The organism is Pseudarthrobacter sp. O4 (assembly GCF_050157025.1).
GTDB lineage: Bacteria > Actinomycetota > Actinomycetes > Actinomycetales > Micrococcaceae > Arthrobacter.
Genome location: NZ_CP189591.1, coordinates 2,856,115 through 2,870,777 on the forward strand (window position 1 = coordinate 2,856,115; position 14,663 = coordinate 2,870,777).

Below are 14,663 nucleotides of genomic sequence, written 5' to 3' on the forward strand. Positions count from 1 at the left end.
AGTCCGGCACCGGGTCGATCGGTGTCGGCAGGAACGTAGCAGACCGCCGACAATTCCGCCGATGGTCTCCCGCACCACCGGCGCTAGCCGAGTACTGCGTCGAACGCCGTGCTCGGCAGCGGCCCCTGCGGCGGCAGCGGCCGGTGCGGCCGTTCCGTGCGGATGGCGTCCTCGACCAGGGCCACGGGGCGGCGCCAGGCGTCCGAGCCGGCCTCCATGGTGTCCACGACGCCGATCAGCATGGCCAGGAGCCGGATCAGGTCCGTCATCGAAATGTCGCTGCGCAGGGTTCCCTGGCCCTGTCCGCGGCCGAGCAGCACGGCTACGGATTCGATCAGGTCACCGGTGATGCCGGTCAACAGGCCACGCCGGCCGGCGACGGCGCCGAGCAGGTTGGCCTCCTCGCTGGCGACGCCCATCAGCGCGTCGATCACGCGGAAGAGCCCGTCGGCGGCATCCGGGTTGGCAAGGGCCTCCTCGATGACTGGACCCACCAGCAGTCCGAGCTGCCGGTGCAATGCTGCGAGGACCAGTTCTTCTTTGTCCGCAAAGTTCCGGAACAGGGTGGCGGGTCCCACCCCGGCGGTCACGGCGATGGTCTGCAGCGGGACTTCCGGGCCGTGCTCGCGGAAGCATTGCCGGGCCGCCGTGATGATCTTGTCCACATTGCGCGCGGCGTCCGCGCGGAGCGGCCTGCCTTCTATAACCCGGTTCATTTGCTCAGGGTAGCAACGCAAAGGTTGAGTAAACCTGTTACCGACGCGTAGTGCCCAAGATGACGATTGCAGGGCCGGAACCGGTCCCGGCACCGGTGCCGGAACGGGTGCCGACGGTCTCCTGGCGGCATGAAAGACTGGGACCATGTTGCTTGCATTTTCTGTCGCCCCGTCCGGCCGGCCCGCACCCGGCGCCTCGTCCGGCCCAACAGATTCCTCTGCCGCGGCGGACGAGGCCTCGGTCCACGACGCCGTCGCCGAGGCGGTGCGGATCGTCCGGGAGTCCGGGCTGCCCAACCACACCGATTCGATGTTCACCACTATCGAAGGCGAATGGGACGAAGTCTTCGCGGTGGTGAAGCGCGCCACGGAGGCCGTCGGACGCTACGGCAGCCGCGTCTCGCTCGTCATCAAAGCGGACATCCGCCCGGGCTACTCGGGGGAACTTACCGGCAAGCTGGAACGTCTCGAAGCTGCGATCGGCGAGGCCAAGGCCCCCGGCCAGGGCTAAAACACCGGAGGTTGGGAGGTTCCGGCCGGACGCTACCGCCGGGCCCGCCCAGCTGGAAGACTGGGGGCATGATCGAGCATCAGTCCACCGCCCGCTGGATCGCCGTCGAGGACTTCCTGTCCGACGTCGTGGTCCGTCCGGACAGCTCCCTGAAACGCGCCGTGACAAGTGCCCTTGAAGCGGGCCTGCCACCCATCGAGGTGACGGCCAATGCCGGCAAGCTGCTCAAGCTGCTGGTCCAGCTCTCCGGTGCCCGCCGCGTGCTGGAGATCGGTACGCTGGCCGGCTTCAGCACCATCTGGATGGCCCAGGGGCTGCCCGACGGCGGCAAGCTGGTCACCTGCGAATTCCTTCCCAAGCATGCCGAAGTGGCCCGCGCAAATGTCGACGACGCCGGACTCGGCCACAAGGTGGAGGTCCGGGTCGGCGCGGCGCTGGACACTCTGCAGGCCCTCCAGGACGAGGGCGCCGAGCCGTTCGATTTCGTCTTCATCGACGCGGACAAAGAAAACGACGCACACTACCTTGACTGGTCCATCAGGCTCGGCCGGCCCGGCACCACGGTGGTCATGGACAACGTGGTCTGGGAAGGCGCCGTGCTGGACCCGGCCCTCGATACCGTCAACGCGCCCGGCATCATCAGTGCGCTGCAGATGATGGGCGAGGACCCGCGGCTGGACGCCACCGTGATCCAGACCGTGGGCTCGAAGGGCTGGGACGGCTTCGCCCTGGCGCTCGTCCGCTAGATCGTGCGCCGGCATCCGGGGTTCTGTGCGGCTGCCCGGCGACCGGCACGGGGCAAGCGGGCTGTAAGCCCCACCCGTTCACTGCAACCTGACGACCCCGATCCGTGGGTCCCCGCGGCGGCATTCGCGGCGACACGGACACCATCCTGTATTAGCGCTCAGTCCTGGTTTGCGAGGCCGACGATGGTCCGGGCCAGAACGTTGATGCCATCGGACTGACCGCCCACGGGCCGGACGGTGATCTGGGCCCCAACCTTGAGGTGGTCACCGATATGAGCAAGACCCGTCTTGCGACTTCACCGACTACCGCCGAACGGACGACTCCTTCATCCTCCTGTTCGACCGGTACCGGGCCTCCTGATTCCGGCAATGTCATAGACAGGCCCGCGGCCCGGCCATGAGCGCGCGGGCCTTTCAGCCCTAGGCGGGCCCGGGCCCGTGGTGCCACAGTGAACCATGTGGTCGATTTTTTCCGACCGGCGGCGCGTGCTGGCTGCTGGGGCTGCTGTGGCGCTCGTGGTAGCCGCGGTGTTCGTGGCTCTCGCCTTCTCCATGCGCCCCCCGGCTGCCGAGCCGACTGCCACGCCGACGGCCCCGGTTACGGGGACGCCGACCGGAAAATCGGCCACCCGGACGCCGGGTACGTCGGCCAGCCCGCCGCCGTCGGAAACTTTGGTTCCCGCCCCAAGCGGGTCGGTCCCCGCTGAGCCGGCCCCAGCACCACCGGCCCCGGAGCCACCGGCACAGGGCCCGCTTGTACCTCCCGCCCCCGCGGCGCCGTTCCCCGCCGCGCTCGCCGGCCGCGACCTCGAGCTCATCCCCGGTGCCGGCCGGGTGGTGGCCCTGACGTTCGACGCCGGAGCCAACTCGGCAGGGCTACCCAGCATCCTGCAGACGCTTGGTGCCACCGGCGTGCGCGGCACGTTCTTCCTGACCGGCAGCTGGGCCGGCGCCAACCCGGCGGGAGTCGCGGCGATCGTGGCCGGGGGCCACCGCGTGGGCAACCATTCGATGACGCATCCGGGCTTCACCGGACTCTCGGACGCTGCGATCGGGGACCAGCTGGTCCGGGCGCAGCAGGCAATCCAAGCCGCCGGCGGGGATCCCCGGCCCTTGTTCCGGTTCCCCTTCGGTGAACGCGATGCCCGGACCATCGCCACAGTGAACACCCTCGGCTACCTGCCGGTCCGCTGGACCGTGGACTCGCTTGGCTGGAAAGGCACCAGCGGAGGGATCACGGCGCAGGTGGTGGCGGACCGGGTCCTCGGGCAGCTGCGGCCGGGGGAGATCGTCCTGATGCACGTCGGCTCCAATCCCGACGACGGGACCACGCTGGACGCCGACGCCCTGTTACAGATCATCAACCGGATCCGGCAGGCCGGCTACGGTTTCACCACCCTCGCTGCGCTGCTGGATTAGCGATCCGTGGACTGCCGCGGCCCACTCCGGCGAGGACTGGGTCAGGTACCGGCTCAGGTCATGAGCAGCACGGCGGCCCCGGTGATCCGGCCCTCCGCCAGGTCCAGCAGCGCTTTGTCCGCGGAGGCGAAGGGATACGCCACCGTGGTGGGGTGGAGTGGGATCTCGGCGGCGATGCGGAAGAACTCCTCGCCGTCGGCACGGGTGTTGGCCGTGACGCTTCGGAGCTGGCGTTCCTGGAATAGTTCCCTGGCGTAGTTCAGCGGCGGAATATCGCTTAAGTAGATGCCCGCGACGGCGAGGGTCCCGCCGCGGTCCAGGGCGCGAAGCGCCACCGGCACCAGGCCGCCCGCCGGCGCGAAGAGGATCGCGGAGTCCAGCGGGTCCGGCGGATCCTCCTCCGCGCCGCCGGCGAATGTGGCGCCCAGCTCGAGGGCAAGACGCCGGGCGTCCTCTGACCGGGTCATGACGTACACGCGTGCACCCCGGTACAGGGCGATTTGGGTGGCCAGATGCGCGGACCCGCCGAAACCATAGATCCCCAGCCGGCCGCCGATGGGCAGCTCCGCCCGGGCCAGGGCGCGGTAGCCGATGATCCCGGCGCAGAGCAGGGGCGCTGCCTCCTCGTCCGTAAAGACGTCCGGAATCCGGTAGGCGAACTGCTCGGCCACGGTGATCAGCTCGGCATAGCCGCCGTCGCGGTCCCACCCGGTGAAGGTGGGGGACAGGCAGAGGTTTTCTTCACCGCGCAGGCAGAACCGGCAGGAACCGCAGGTCCCGCCCAGCCACGCCACACCGACGCGCTCCCCGGGCCTGAACCGCCTGGCCCGCGTGCCGCAGCGGAGTACTTCGCCGACGACTTCGTGGCCGGGAATGGTTCCGGCGTGCTTCGGCTCCAGCTCACCCTCCGCCAGGTGGAGGTCCGTCCGGCACACCCCGCAGACCCGCACCCTCAACAGCACCTCGCCGGGGCGGGGCCGGGGGTCCGGGCACTCGCCTGCAACCAGGGGGCCGCTTCTGATCGGTCCCGGCTGAGCAACCCGCCAGGCTCGCACGGCGCTCTCCTCTCCTCGCGCTTCCGGTCCCGTACAGCCGTGGCCGCTGAGGCGGCATTCCGGCGTAACGGGATCAGCGGGTGATCAGCACGTTGCAGCGTGCTTTGTGCAGCACTGCGGAGACGGTGTTGCCGGGACCGCCCTCGCGATTGTGGGTTCCAATCACCAGTACGTCCGCGTCGCTTGCCGCTGCGAGCAGCTCCTTGGACGCGGAATGGCCTTGAACCAGCTTGCCGGAGACCGCCAGCTCCGGGGCCAGCTTCACAGCGTCAGCCAGGGCGTGGTCCAGCAGCTCCTGACCATGGAGCGGGGCATGGCGGCCATGCTCTTCGCGGTCCGCTTCGCGGTCCGCTTCGCGTGACTGGTCGATGTGGATCAGCTGCAGGGAGGTGCCGAGCGCGGTCGCGAGCCGGACGGCACCGGCCAGTGCCGCCGAAGCCCGGGACGTCGCGTCGATCCCCACCACCACGGGGCTCCCGGGGCTGCGCGGACGCCGGATGACCATCAGCGGGCAGGGGGAGGAACCGGCCAGATCCAGGCAGACCGAACCGGCCAGCTGGCCCAGCACGCCGCCGATGCCGAGGCTGCCGACCACAAGGAGGCGCGCGTCCCGGGCAGCGCTGCGCAGGACCTGCGCCGGGAGCCCGGCTTCGATGACGCCGTCGACGTCGGCCCCGCCGCCGGCTAGGGTCCCGGCGCTGGCTGGGGTCCCGGCGCTGGCTGGGGTCCCGGCCCCGGCGTCGGTCGTGGCGAGCGGGCGGTAGGCCTGGCGCCCCAGCTCGATGCCTTCGGCCAGGATGGTTTCGGCCGAGTGCCGCAGCCCGCTGCCTTCCACGCCCTTGACCGGGCCGAGGTTTTTGGTGAACACCGGCCAGACCCAGGCGTGGATGACGCGGAGCGGCGACCGTACGGTGACCGCGTATTCGGCGGCCCATCTCACGGCCTGCTGCGCGGCCTCGGACCCGTCGTAGCCCACAGCCACGGTACTGCGTCCCTGCCCTGCTGCGGGTGCCAAATGCTGCCTCCCGGGTCGTCGTCCCTACCCTGCCCCCAGCGTTACTTGCCCCCAGTAGAGCGCAGGACGCCCGGCCGGGCTAGGGGCTTTGGTCCCGCGAGGAGCCCTGAACGGCGCGATTTTCCTGCGGTGATCGCCATCGGCGCCGCCGCCTCAGGCCCCAGCCGCTGCGGCCCGGTGAACTAGGCTTGAAACATGAGCAAAACGGTGGACGACTGATGGCGAAGCGGGGCAGGGCGGCCGGCCGGAACACCGGAAACACGACGCCGGGAGTTGTGGAAGTGCCCAAGGGCAGCCGCCCGGACGGTCCGGTTGAAGGCATCTACTACATCGACACCGGTGACTGCGAGCTGATCGCGGACCAGGACAACTCCACCGGCTGGTTGCTGCGCATCAACGGCGTGATGAGCTCCCACATTGACCTCGCCGATCCGCTGTTCCTCGACTTCGAGTACATGCGCTGGATCTCCGCGCTGGTGGAATCGCGCTGGCCCCGGGAGACGAAGCCGAAGCTGCGCGCCCTGCACCTCGGCGGGGGAGCTTGCTCCCTGGCCCGTTACTTCCACGCCGCCTACCCTGAGGCCCGCCAGGTCGTCGTCGAACTGGACGGCAGACTCGCCGAATACGTCCGCGGCTGGTTCGACCTGCCCAAAGCCCCGCTGCTGCGCCTGCGCGTGGGGGAAGCCCGCGAGGTCACCGAGAGCCTCACCCCGCAGACTCGGGATGTGATCATCCGCGATGTCTTCGCCGGCTCCGTGACGCCCAGGACGCTCACCACCCGGGAGTTCAACGAGCACGCCAGGGCTGTCCTGGCTCCCGGCGGGATCTACATAGTGAACTCGGGTGACGCCCCGGATTTGAAGAACTCCCGCGAGGATGCCGCCACCATCGCGGATGCCTTCAAGCACACCGTGATCATTGCCGACCCGGCAATGCTCAAGGGCCGGCGCTACGGAAACATGATCATGGCCGGAAGCGACGTTCCGTTCGACGACGACCCCCAGTTGGCGAGGCGGCTGCTCGGCGGTGCGGTGCCCGCCCACATCTGGGACGACGCGAAAGTCCGCGCCTTCGCCGCCGGCGCCCCGGTCCGGCACGACCCGAAAGTTCCGATGGCCGCAATGCCGGAATCACCCGCGGGCTGAGCCCCGGCCCATGAGCGCCTCGCGGTGGTCCGCGGTCTGTAGGCGCAGTGCCTGCGCCACCGCCGCCACGGCCGGTCGACGCATGGAATCGGGACGCAGCACCATCCAGTACGGCAGCAGTTCGGCGAAGGACCCGGGCAGGAGCCGGACGAGGTCCGGGTGCAGATCCGCCGCGAAGCAGGGCAGGAAGCCGATCCCGGCGCCGGCGCGGGTCGCCTCCACGTGGACAAACACGTTGGTGGAACTCAGCCCCTCCCGCATAGTCGGCACCAGCCGGCGCGGGGCGTCCAGATCGTCCACCTGTTGCATGGAATCGACAAAGTAGACGAGGGGGTGGGCGGTCAGTTCCGCCACCGTGGCGGGGGTGCCATATTCGGCCAGATAGTCGCGCGAGGCATACATTCCGAGCATGTATTCGCCGAGCCGTGCAGCCGCGGCCCGGTGCACCTGCGGCTCTCCGACCACCACCTCGATGTCCAGGCCGGAGCGCTGCTGGAGCGCCCGCCGGGTCACGGTAATGATCTCGACGCTGAGACCGGGATGCTCGCGGCGCAGCCGGGCCACTGCGGGGGCGGCGATGTAGGCGCTGAAGCCGTCCGTGGCGGTCATCCGGACGACGCCGGTGATCGGGTCCGGGGTGCTCCCGGGCTGTTCGAGGGGCTGGATGGCAGCTTCCACCTGTTCGGCTACCCGCACGGCTTCGGCGCCGAGGTCCGTGAGCTCCCAGCCGCCGGCGGCGCGGGACAGGACCCGGCCGCCCAAAGCCTTCTCAAGGGCCGCTATCCGCCGGGAAACAGTGGTGTGGTTCAACCCGAGGGCCTGGGCCGCCGTCGTGAACTTCGCGGAACGGGAGACGGCCAGCAGCACCAGCAGGTCGTCGGGGTTTGCGGTCATATCTGCAATTCTGCACATAAGGGGTGCTGCTTTGACCATTGAATCGCCGACTTTCTGCGGCAATACTCAGTGAAGCTGCTCAGTGCCGTGCATCCTGCCTCGCCTGGGCCGTTAAAAATGCGAACTGAGGAGTGCAGACATGGAGAGCAGCTTGAACGGCCGCAAGGCCCTCGTCACCGGCGGCGCCGGCGGGATCGGGGCTGCAAGCGTCCGCGCCCTGGCGGCGCGGGGCGCCAAAGTGGTGATCGCGGATGTCGACGACGCCGCGGCCTCCGCCCTCGCGGATGAAGTGGGCGGAACGGCCTGGGCTGTCGACCTGCTCGACGTCGAGGCGCTCGAGGCCCTCAGCCTGGACTGCGACATCCTCGTCAACAACGCCGGAATCCAGCGGATCAGTCCCATCGAAAACTTCGATCCGGCCGACTTCCGCCGCATCATCAAGCTCATGCTGGAGGCGCCGTTCCTGCTGATCCGGGCCGCCCTGCCGCACATGTATGCCAACGGCTTCGGCAGGATCATCAACCTGTCCTCCGTGCACGGCCTGCGGGGCTCGCCGTTCAAGAGCGCCTACGTCTCCGCCAAGCATGGACTGGAAGGGCTAAGCAAGGTGACGGCGCTGGAGGGCGGCGCCCACGGCGTCACGTCCAACTGCATCAACCCGGGCTACGTCCGGACGCCGCTGGTCGAGTCGCAGATTGCCGACCAAGCCAAGGTGCACGGCATTCCGGAATCCGAGGTGCTGGCGAAGATCATGCTGACCGAATCCGCGGTGAAGCGGCTTGTGGAGCCGGAGGAGGTGGCGTCCCTCGTGGCGTGGCTCGCCTCGGACGACGCCGGTATGGTCACCGGCGCCAGCTACACCATGGACGGCGGCTGGTCGGCAAGGTAGCTTGCTGCACCCTCCGACGACGCCGAGGTGACAGTTGGCGCCCGTGTTCCTCGGGAATATGGGCGCCAACTGTCACCTCGGCGCTAGTTCTTGTTGCCGAAAAGCGCCAGGGTGCCGCCCAGCCCGATCATCATCACACCACCGGTGGTGCCCAGGGCGGCGATCCTTCGGGGCGAACTGGCGAACCAGTGGCGGGCGGTCCCGGCCGCGAGGGCCCATGCGCTGTCCGAGATCAGGGCGATCAGCAGGAACAGCGCCCCGAGTGTACCTAGCTGCAGCGGAATCGCACCGGCCTGATAGTCCACGAACTGCGGGAGCACCGCCACGAAGAAGATAATGGACTTAGGGTTGGTGGCGCCGACGATGAACCCTTCCCGGAGCACGCGGAACGTGGATGCCGAACGGGATGGGTCTGCCGCCGGACCACCTCCGCGGTGCCGGATCGCCTGGATGCCGAGGAAAATGAGGTAGGCGGCGCCGGCGAATTTAACCACGCTGAACAGCAGCACGGACTGGGCCAGCACCACCCCGACGCCCAGCGCCACCGCGGCGATCTGCAGCAGTTCGCCGAGTGCGTTACCCAGCACGCTCAGCAGGCCGCCCTTGCGTCCCAGGGCCAGCGTCCGTCCGATCACGAACAGCACGCTGGGCCCGGGAACGGCAATGATAACGAAGGCGGCAATCGCGAAAGTCAGCAGGTTGGCGGCGGGGACCATGCCCGATCGTAACTCCGGGCGGCCCCCAGCGGGAGGCCCCTAACGTGCCGCCGGAACCTGCGGAACCTGCGCGGTCGTGTCCGCGGTCTCGTCCGCGAGTTCGGCCCGGACCAGGCCGTGGCCGCGGACCCAGAGGCGGTACGCAACCACGAGCAGTCCGAGCCAGACGGCGCCCACGTAGAGCGCCACCCGGGTGTCCTCAAAGGCGCCGAGGATTCCGATGACGAGGGCCATGAAGACGATGGTCAGCACGGAAGCCGCAGGCCACCACGGGGAGGGGAACTCCGACGCCGGCAGTCCCTTGCGGGAGATCTCGCGCTTCATCGCGACGTGGGAGGCCAGGATCATCACCCAGACCCAGACGGTGGCGAAGGTGGCGATCGAGGCGATCAGCAGGAACACGTCCTCCGGGATGACGGCATTCAGGACCACGCCCACCAGCAGGATGCCGGCCATCATCACCACGGTCAGCCAGGGCACGCCGTGCCGGGAGACCTTGCCGAAGCTGGCGGGGGCGTGCCCCTGCCGGGCCAGCCCGAAGAGGATCCGGCCGGCGCCGAAGATGTCGCTGTTGATCGCGGAGAGCGCGGCAGTGATCACCACGGCGTTGAGGATGTGGGGCGCGGCCGGAATGCCCAGGCCGCTGAAGATCTGCACGAACGGGCTGCCGCTGGTGCCGATCTCATTCCACGGGAACAGGCTCATGAGCACGCCGAGGGTGAGCACATAGAACAGCAGCACCCGCACGGGAACGGTATTGACGGCCTTCGGAATTACGGATTTCGGGTCGGCTGCCTCACCGGCCGTGACGCCGATCGTCTCGATCCCGCCGAAGGCGAACATCACGACGGCGAACGAGGCCAGGAGCCCTTCGAAGCCGTTGGGGAACAGGCCGCCGTGCTCCACGAGGTTGCCCAGGCCAGGTGCCACCGTGGCGCCACCTGCCTGGAAGCCGAACACGATGATGGCGGCCCCGCCGGCGATCATGGCGATGATCGCCACCACCTTGATCAGCGAGAACCAGAATTCGAGTTCGCCGAAGACTTTCACGCTGAGCAGGTTCAACGCCGCGAGGAAGAAGATGATGGCCAGGACCCAGATCCAGCGTTCCACCTCGGGGAACCAGAAGCCCATGTAGATGCTGAAGGCGGTGACGTCCGCGATGGCCACGATCGCCATCTCGAACACGTAGGTCCAGCCGGTCACGAAGCCGGCCAGCGGGCCGAGGTACCGGCTCGCATACTGGCCGAAGGAGCCGGACACCGGGTGCCGCACCGCCATCTCGCCCAGGGCCCGCATCACCATGAAGACGGCGGCGCCGCCGATCATGTAGGCGAAAAGCACGGCCGGGCCCGCCTTCTGGATGGCCGAAGCGGAGCCGTAGAACAGCCCGGTGCCGATGGCCGAGCCGAGGGCCATGAAGCGGATGTGCCGGACGTTGAGTCCCCGGCTCAAGACGGTCTCGACGGCGGCGCCGACGGTTCTGCCGGCGCTCCCGGCCTGGGCTGAACGGGGTGCTGCCTCGGCGGCGGTTTGGGCTTGTTGCATGCGAATACCTTCTCGTCATTGGGAGGGGGATCGCTATCCAGCAGAACATGTCCGGCGGAGCTGTGATGAGCCTCACGGGCAACCGGTGTCTTTGATCTCAGACTGCGCGGCCGGAGGGGCAATTTTCTTCGACGTCGAAAACCCTTGACACCATGTCAAAGTTTCTTTACCTTTAGGGATGTCAGCTTTGTTTTACATGGGAGCGGAAATGTCCTTTGAAGAGAAGAGCGCCTGGGTCATGGGGGTGCTGGCGGTAGCGGCCTATGCCGTATACCTCGCTATCGTGTTCGGACTGTCCGGGTCCACGCCGTTGACCGAGGTGCCGTACGTGGCGCCGCTGCTGTGGACGGTCGGAGGATCGATCGTGGCCTCCATCGTGCTGCACACCGCGATCCGGGCGTTCTCGGCCAAAGAAGCCGGCATCAAGGATCAGCGCGACAAGGAGATCTACCGCTTCGGTGAGTCAGTCGGCCAGTCCTTCCTCGTCGTCGGGGGAGTGGCGGCCCTGATCATGGCGATGGCTGAGGCGGACCACTTCTGGATCGCGAATGCCATTTACCTGGCCTTCTTCCTCTCGGCGATCCTGGGCTCCGTGGCGAAGATTGTGGCCTATCGCCGGGGCTTCCAGCCATGGTGAAGCCGACCAGGGTCACGAACTCGATCCGCCGCCTGCGGTTTGAGCGTGGCGAGCTGACCCAGGCGGAGCTTGCGGAGCGCATCGGCGTCACCCGACAGACCGTCATCGCCATCGAACAGGGCCGCTACTCGCCCTCGCTCGAGCTGGCATTCCAGATTGCCCACGTCCTCAGGGTTCCCCTCGACGATGTGTTCCAGTACCCCGACCCTGAAGGAGAAGCACCATGAAAGCGATCATCCAAGACGTATACGGTTCCACGGAGGTCCTGGAGCTGCGCGACGTCGACAAGCCGGTGCCCGGCGACGACGAGGTGCTCATCCGGGTCCATGCGGCCGGCGTCGACCAGGGGGTCTGGCACCTCATGACCGGACTGCCGTACCTGACCCGCGCCGTCGGCTTCGGGCTGCGGGCACCCAAGACCGGCATCCGCGGTCGGGAGGTTGCCGGCGAAGTGGAAGCGATCGGCAGGAACGTCGTGGGATTCCGTCCCGGTGACGAAGTCTTTGGCACGTGTGAGGGCTCCTTTGCCGAATATGCGTGCGCCAAGGAGGGAAAACTGGCGCTGAAGCCGGCGAACCTCAGCTTTGAGCAGGCGGCCGCCGTGCCCGTCTCCGCAGTCACGGCGCTCCAGGGGCTCCGCGACAGCGGGCAGGTCCGGCCAGGACAGGAAGTCCTGATCATCGGTGCGGGTGGAGGCGTCGGCGCCTACGCCGTGCAGCTGGGCAAGGCGTTCGGGGCGCAGGTCACGGGCGTGTGCAGCACCGGGAAGCTGGAGCTGGTCCGCTCAGTCGGCGCGGACCACGTCATCGACTACAAGCACGACGACTTCGCCGACGGCCGGAAACAGTACGACCTCATTCTCGACACGGCGGGCAACCGCCCGCTCTCCGTCCTCCGGCGGGCACTCAAGCCGCACGGAACCCTGGTCATCGTCGGCGGGGAAGGCGGCGGAAAATGGACCGGCGGCTTCGGGCGCTCGCTCCGTGCCGCAGCGCTGTCCCTCTTCCTGGGCCAGAAGCTCAAGGGGCTCCTGGCGGTCGAACGTGCCCAGGACCTCCGCGCCCTGGCGGAACTCATCGAAGCAGGCACCGTGAAGCCGGTCATCGACCGGAGCTTCGCCCTGGCTGACGCCCCGGCCGCGATCCAGTACATGCACGATGGCAAGGCCCGTGGCAAGGTGGTTGTCACGGTCTGAGCGGCCGGCCCAAGGCTCTGAATGTCTGCCGGAAACACCGGAATACTCACCGGTACCCGGAGGCGTCCGCCGGAAGCCCGGCATCCTGCACTTCCACCAGGTACCGCCAGCAGTCGGGCTGGGAGCCGTCGACGTCGGTGAAGCCGTACTCGCGTGACAGGCCGCCGGAGGAGTAGGAGCCGCCGCGGCGGTGAACTACTTCGGGGTCCGCGGCGAGGGCCGCGACCGCACGACCGACGAACCGCGGGCTTTCCGAGATCGCGGCAAAATGCGGCTGGATGGCGGCGGCGTCCCGCCAGTTCCCCTCGCTGACGCCGAAGGCTTCAAGCATCATCTCGGAGCGCATCCAGCCGGGGGTGAGGGCCACCGCGGCGCAGCCGTAGGGTTTCAGATCCTCGGCCTGGCTGAAGGCGAGGCGGAGCACGGCAGTCTTGACCAGGTCGTAGAACACGGACACGCGGTAGTGCCCGGCGTTGTACTCGCGGGTCCCGTCGGTATCTCCACCACAAGCCCGCCGGGTCGCCGGATGAGCAGCGGCAGCGCGAAATGGCTCGTGACCAGGTGCGTGTCGACGCCCGTGTGCAGCATCCGGAGCCCGGCCTCCAGATCCTGGGCCCACAGCGGGGTGTTCCACCGGATGAGGTTTTCGCCGCCCCAGATGTCGTTGACCAGAATGTCCAGCCGGCCCTGTTCGGCGTCGATCCGCTGGACCAGTGCCTCCACCTGGCCCGGCTCGCGGTGGTCGACGGCGGCGGCGATCCCCGCGCCACCGGCAGCGGTCACCAGCTCGGCCGTCTCTTCGATGGTTTCCGGCCGGTCGTAGTCGGAGCGCCGGCCCAGCGCCGAGCGGCCGGTGCAGTACACCGTTGCCCCGGCCTCCCCGAGGGCGACGGCGATCCCGCGGCCGGCACCCCGCGTCGCCCCGGCAACGAGGGCCACTTTGCCGGACAATGCTGGTGCCATGCCCTTGCCTCCCTGCCGCAATCAAGGCGTCCAGCCAACCACGTGCCTCGCGCTTCGGCTAGGGGCGGACGGCCCGCATCCCTATCGCCTTCGATGAATGTCCGGGATTCCAGACACTGGGAAGCTGGGCGGTCTGTCCGATTGCGCCGCCGGGGCGCATGCTTAAGTACGGGATACCGGACACCGCCCAATTCGAAGAGGACCGATGCCAGCCACCAGCACAGCCTTGAGCGGCACTTCCATGAGCGGTACTGCCGCGGATGCCGCCGTCGTCGAACCCTCGCCCCAGCCGGCCGCCGCCAGGACCATGTCCAAGGCGACGTCCAAGGTGCCGGCGGCGGAGAACACCCTGCGCATCCTCAAACTGCTGGCCTCAAAGCGCGGGCCGATGGCGGCGTCGAACATTGCCACGGCACTGGGCCTGCCGCGCTCCAGCGTCTACCACCTGCTCGGCGTGATGGAGGCAAACGGGTTCGTGCTGCACCTGCACGAAGAGCAGCGGTACGGCCTGGGCATCAGCGCCTTCGAGCTCAGCTCCGCCTATTCGAGGCAGGAACCGCTGTCCAGGCTGGGCCGGCCGATGCTCGCCTCGCTCGTGGACGTGATCGGCGAAAGCGCCCATCTCGCCGTGCTCCACGGCCGGGATGTGCTCTACATCGTGGAGGAGCGGGCCAAGAACCGCCCATCGCTGGTGACCGACGTCGGCGTCCGGCTCCCCAGTCACCTCACCGCCAGCGGGCGCGCCATCCTCGCCGCTCTGCCGAAATCCCAGGTCCGCGCGCTGTACCCGAACGCCGCCGCGTTCACGGCCCGGCACGACATGGAAGGTGCCATCATGAAGTACTCGGCGCTGTCCTCGCACCTGGACCAGGTCCGGCAGCGCGGGTACGCCACCGAGCACGGCGAGGTGACGCCCGGATTCGGGTCGATCGCCGCGGCCGTCACGGACCACGTGGGCTGGCCGACGGCGGCAGTCGCCGTGACCTTCCTGGAGGACAAGCTGCCAGCGGATCAGTGGCCCGCCCTGGCCGCGCGGGTGCAGAAGGTCGCGGACGAGCTCTCGGTCCGGATCCACGGCCGCCGCTCCGCCTGATCCCTGTCCGCACGCCCCGCACGCCTTTTGCCCCGCACGCCCCGCCCTCCGAGTTGCGCTATCACTTAGGGCTCCCATTTGCCCGTTTTAGCGACCGGAAGTGATGGCGCAACGGGCGAGA

General features: G+C 68.5%; 17 protein-coding genes. 9 read left to right on the forward strand and 8 right to left on the reverse strand.

Going from position 1 to position 14,663, the window contains the following annotated elements; all coding sequences use genetic code 11:
• Positions 1-83 precede the first annotated feature (83 nt).
• Positions 84-716 carry a TetR/AcrR family transcriptional regulator gene (locus ACQCSU_RS13315; protein ID WP_426975781.1) on the reverse strand — a complete coding sequence of 211 codons (633 nt, stop codon included), beginning with the start codon at positions 714-716 and terminating at the stop codon, positions 84-86.
• Between the two features lie 145 nt (positions 717-861).
• Here ACQCSU_RS13315 and ACQCSU_RS13320 point away from each other — a divergent pair, with 145 nt between their 5' ends.
• The 3 genes from ACQCSU_RS13320 (at position 862) to ACQCSU_RS13330 (ending at position 3,392) form a co-directional block, all read left to right on the forward strand.
• Entirely contained in the window at positions 862-1,227 is a 366-nt protein-coding gene (locus ACQCSU_RS13320) for a thiamine-binding protein (RefSeq protein ID WP_426975782.1), read from the forward strand.
• Positions 1,228-1,295: 68 nt separating this feature from the next.
• On the forward strand, positions 1,296-1,973 hold the full coding sequence (locus ACQCSU_RS13325; protein WP_426975783.1) for an O-methyltransferase: 678 nt from the start codon (positions 1,296-1,298) through the stop codon (positions 1,971-1,973).
• Positions 1,974-2,429: 456 nt separating this feature from the next.
• Positions 2,430-3,392 (forward strand): polysaccharide deacetylase family protein, encoded by a 963-nt coding sequence (locus tag ACQCSU_RS13330; protein ID WP_426975784.1) that lies wholly within the window; start codon positions 2,430-2,432, stop codon positions 3,390-3,392.
• Between the two features lie 53 nt (positions 3,393-3,445).
• Here the strand turns inward: ACQCSU_RS13330 and ACQCSU_RS13335 are convergent, their stop codons facing one another.
• Together ACQCSU_RS13335 and ACQCSU_RS13340 are read right to left on the reverse strand one after the other, a co-directional pair.
• Complete coding sequence (locus ACQCSU_RS13335) at positions 3,446-4,447, reverse strand: zinc-dependent alcohol dehydrogenase family protein (RefSeq protein WP_426975785.1); 1,002 nt, start codon at positions 4,445-4,447, stop codon at positions 3,446-3,448.
• A 73-nt stretch (positions 4,448-4,520) separates the two neighbouring features.
• Complete coding sequence (locus ACQCSU_RS13340; RefSeq protein WP_426975786.1) at positions 4,521-5,462, reverse strand: universal stress protein; 942 nt, start codon at positions 5,460-5,462, stop codon at positions 4,521-4,523.
• Positions 5,463-5,680: 218 nt separating this feature from the next.
• On the opposite strand from ACQCSU_RS13340, the gene ACQCSU_RS13345 reads away from it, so the two are divergent.
• Complete coding sequence (locus ACQCSU_RS13345; RefSeq protein WP_426975787.1) at positions 5,681-6,607, forward strand: spermidine synthase; 927 nt, start codon at positions 5,681-5,683, stop codon at positions 6,605-6,607.
• Here the strand turns inward: ACQCSU_RS13345 and ACQCSU_RS13350 are convergent.
• On the reverse strand, positions 6,593-7,501 hold the full coding sequence (locus tag ACQCSU_RS13350; protein WP_426975788.1) for a LysR family transcriptional regulator: 909 nt from the start codon (positions 7,499-7,501) through the stop codon (positions 6,593-6,595). The two genes, ACQCSU_RS13345 and ACQCSU_RS13350, sit on opposite strands and share 15 nt — an antisense overlap.
• Positions 7,502-7,640: 139 nt before the next feature.
• Here ACQCSU_RS13350 and ACQCSU_RS13355 point away from each other — a divergent pair, with 139 nt between their 5' ends.
• Positions 7,641-8,390 carry a 3-hydroxybutyrate dehydrogenase gene (locus ACQCSU_RS13355; protein ID WP_426975789.1) on the forward strand — a complete coding sequence of 250 codons (750 nt, stop codon included), beginning with the start codon at positions 7,641-7,643 and terminating at the stop codon, positions 8,388-8,390.
• An 83-nt stretch (positions 8,391-8,473) separates the two neighbouring features.
• Here ACQCSU_RS13355 and ACQCSU_RS13360 read toward each other — a convergent pair whose 3' ends face one another.
• Both ACQCSU_RS13360 and ACQCSU_RS13365 read right to left on the reverse strand, forming a co-directional pair.
• On the reverse strand, positions 8,474-9,106 hold the full coding sequence (locus ACQCSU_RS13360) for a LysE family translocator (protein WP_426975790.1): 633 nt from the start codon (positions 9,104-9,106) through the stop codon (positions 8,474-8,476).
• A 39-nt stretch (positions 9,107-9,145) separates the two neighbouring features.
• The gene (locus ACQCSU_RS13365) at positions 9,146-10,654 is read right to left on the reverse strand and encodes an amino acid permease (RefSeq protein ID WP_426975791.1); all 1,509 of its coding nucleotides are present in this window, start codon (positions 10,652-10,654) and stop codon (positions 9,146-9,148) included.
• Between the two features lie 208 nt (positions 10,655-10,862).
• Between ACQCSU_RS13365 and ACQCSU_RS13370 the strand changes: the two genes are divergently transcribed.
• Genes ACQCSU_RS13370 through ACQCSU_RS13380 form a run of 3 tightly spaced genes read left to right on the forward strand, consistent with a single transcriptional unit; the run spans position 10,863 to position 12,486 of the window.
• Positions 10,863-11,291 carry a hypothetical protein gene (locus ACQCSU_RS13370; RefSeq protein WP_426975792.1) on the forward strand — a complete coding sequence of 143 codons (429 nt, stop codon included), beginning with the start codon at positions 10,863-10,865 and terminating at the stop codon, positions 11,289-11,291.
• The gene (locus ACQCSU_RS13375; RefSeq protein WP_426975793.1) at positions 11,285-11,518 is read left to right on the forward strand and encodes a helix-turn-helix transcriptional regulator; all 234 of its coding nucleotides are present in this window, start codon (positions 11,285-11,287) and stop codon (positions 11,516-11,518) included. The genes ACQCSU_RS13370 and ACQCSU_RS13375 overlap by 7 nt, the downstream gene beginning before the upstream one ends.
• Positions 11,515-12,486 carry an NAD(P)-dependent alcohol dehydrogenase gene (locus ACQCSU_RS13380; protein WP_426975794.1) on the forward strand — a complete coding sequence of 324 codons (972 nt, stop codon included), beginning with the start codon at positions 11,515-11,517 and terminating at the stop codon, positions 12,484-12,486. The genes ACQCSU_RS13375 and ACQCSU_RS13380 overlap by 4 nt, the downstream gene beginning before the upstream one ends.
• Before the next feature lie 46 nt (positions 12,487-12,532).
• Here the strand turns inward: ACQCSU_RS13380 and ACQCSU_RS13385 are convergent, their stop codons facing one another.
• Together ACQCSU_RS13385 and ACQCSU_RS13390 are read right to left on the reverse strand one after the other, a co-directional pair.
• Positions 12,533-12,910 carry a hypothetical protein gene (locus tag ACQCSU_RS13385; RefSeq protein WP_426975795.1) on the reverse strand — a complete coding sequence of 126 codons (378 nt, stop codon included), beginning with the start codon at positions 12,908-12,910 and terminating at the stop codon, positions 12,533-12,535.
• Complete coding sequence (locus ACQCSU_RS13390) at positions 12,874-13,449, reverse strand: SDR family NAD(P)-dependent oxidoreductase (RefSeq protein WP_426975796.1); 576 nt, start codon at positions 13,447-13,449, stop codon at positions 12,874-12,876. Before ACQCSU_RS13390 ends, ACQCSU_RS13385 begins: the two co-directional genes overlap by 37 nt.
• A gap of 307 nt (positions 13,450-13,756) precedes the next feature.
• On the opposite strand from ACQCSU_RS13390, the gene ACQCSU_RS13395 reads away from it, so the two are divergent.
• Positions 13,757-14,542 (forward strand): IclR family transcriptional regulator, encoded by a 786-nt coding sequence (locus ACQCSU_RS13395; RefSeq protein ID WP_426979791.1) that lies wholly within the window; start codon positions 13,757-13,759, stop codon positions 14,540-14,542.
• Positions 14,543-14,663: the final 121 nt, after the last annotated feature.

Coding starts and splice junctions, on each gene's coding strand:
- ACQCSU_RS13390 (WP_426975796.1), bottom strand. CDS start 13,449: ATGGCACCAGCATTGTCCGGCAAAGTGGCCCTCGTTGCCGGGGCGACG.
- ACQCSU_RS13315 (WP_426975781.1), bottom strand. CDS start 716: ATGAACCGGGTTATAGAAGGCAGGCCGCTCCGCGCGGACGCCGCGCGC.
- ACQCSU_RS13395 (WP_426979791.1), top strand. CDS start 13,757: ATGTCCAAGGCGACGTCCAAGGTGCCGGCGGCGGAGAACACCCTGCGC.
- ACQCSU_RS13345 (WP_426975787.1), top strand. CDS start 5,681: ATGGCGAAGCGGGGCAGGGCGGCCGGCCGGAACACCGGAAACACGACG.
- ACQCSU_RS13375 (WP_426975793.1), top strand. CDS start 11,285: ATGGTGAAGCCGACCAGGGTCACGAACTCGATCCGCCGCCTGCGGTTT.
- ACQCSU_RS13330 (WP_426975784.1), top strand. CDS start 2,430: ATGTGGTCGATTTTTTCCGACCGGCGGCGCGTGCTGGCTGCTGGGGCT.
- ACQCSU_RS13350 (WP_426975788.1), bottom strand. CDS start 7,501: ATGACCGCAAACCCCGACGACCTGCTGGTGCTGCTGGCCGTCTCCCGT.
- ACQCSU_RS13320 (WP_426975782.1), top strand. CDS start 862: ATGTTGCTTGCATTTTCTGTCGCCCCGTCCGGCCGGCCCGCACCCGGC.
- ACQCSU_RS13370 (WP_426975792.1), top strand. CDS start 10,863: ATGTCCTTTGAAGAGAAGAGCGCCTGGGTCATGGGGGTGCTGGCGGTA.
- ACQCSU_RS13360 (WP_426975790.1), bottom strand. CDS start 9,106: ATGGTCCCCGCCGCCAACCTGCTGACTTTCGCGATTGCCGCCTTCGTT.
- ACQCSU_RS13325 (WP_426975783.1), top strand. CDS start 1,296: ATGATCGAGCATCAGTCCACCGCCCGCTGGATCGCCGTCGAGGACTTC.
- ACQCSU_RS13355 (WP_426975789.1), top strand. CDS start 7,641: ATGGAGAGCAGCTTGAACGGCCGCAAGGCCCTCGTCACCGGCGGCGCC.
- ACQCSU_RS13380 (WP_426975794.1), top strand. CDS start 11,515: ATGAAAGCGATCATCCAAGACGTATACGGTTCCACGGAGGTCCTGGAG.
- ACQCSU_RS13365 (WP_426975791.1), bottom strand. CDS start 10,654: ATGCAACAAGCCCAAACCGCCGCCGAGGCAGCACCCCGTTCAGCCCAG.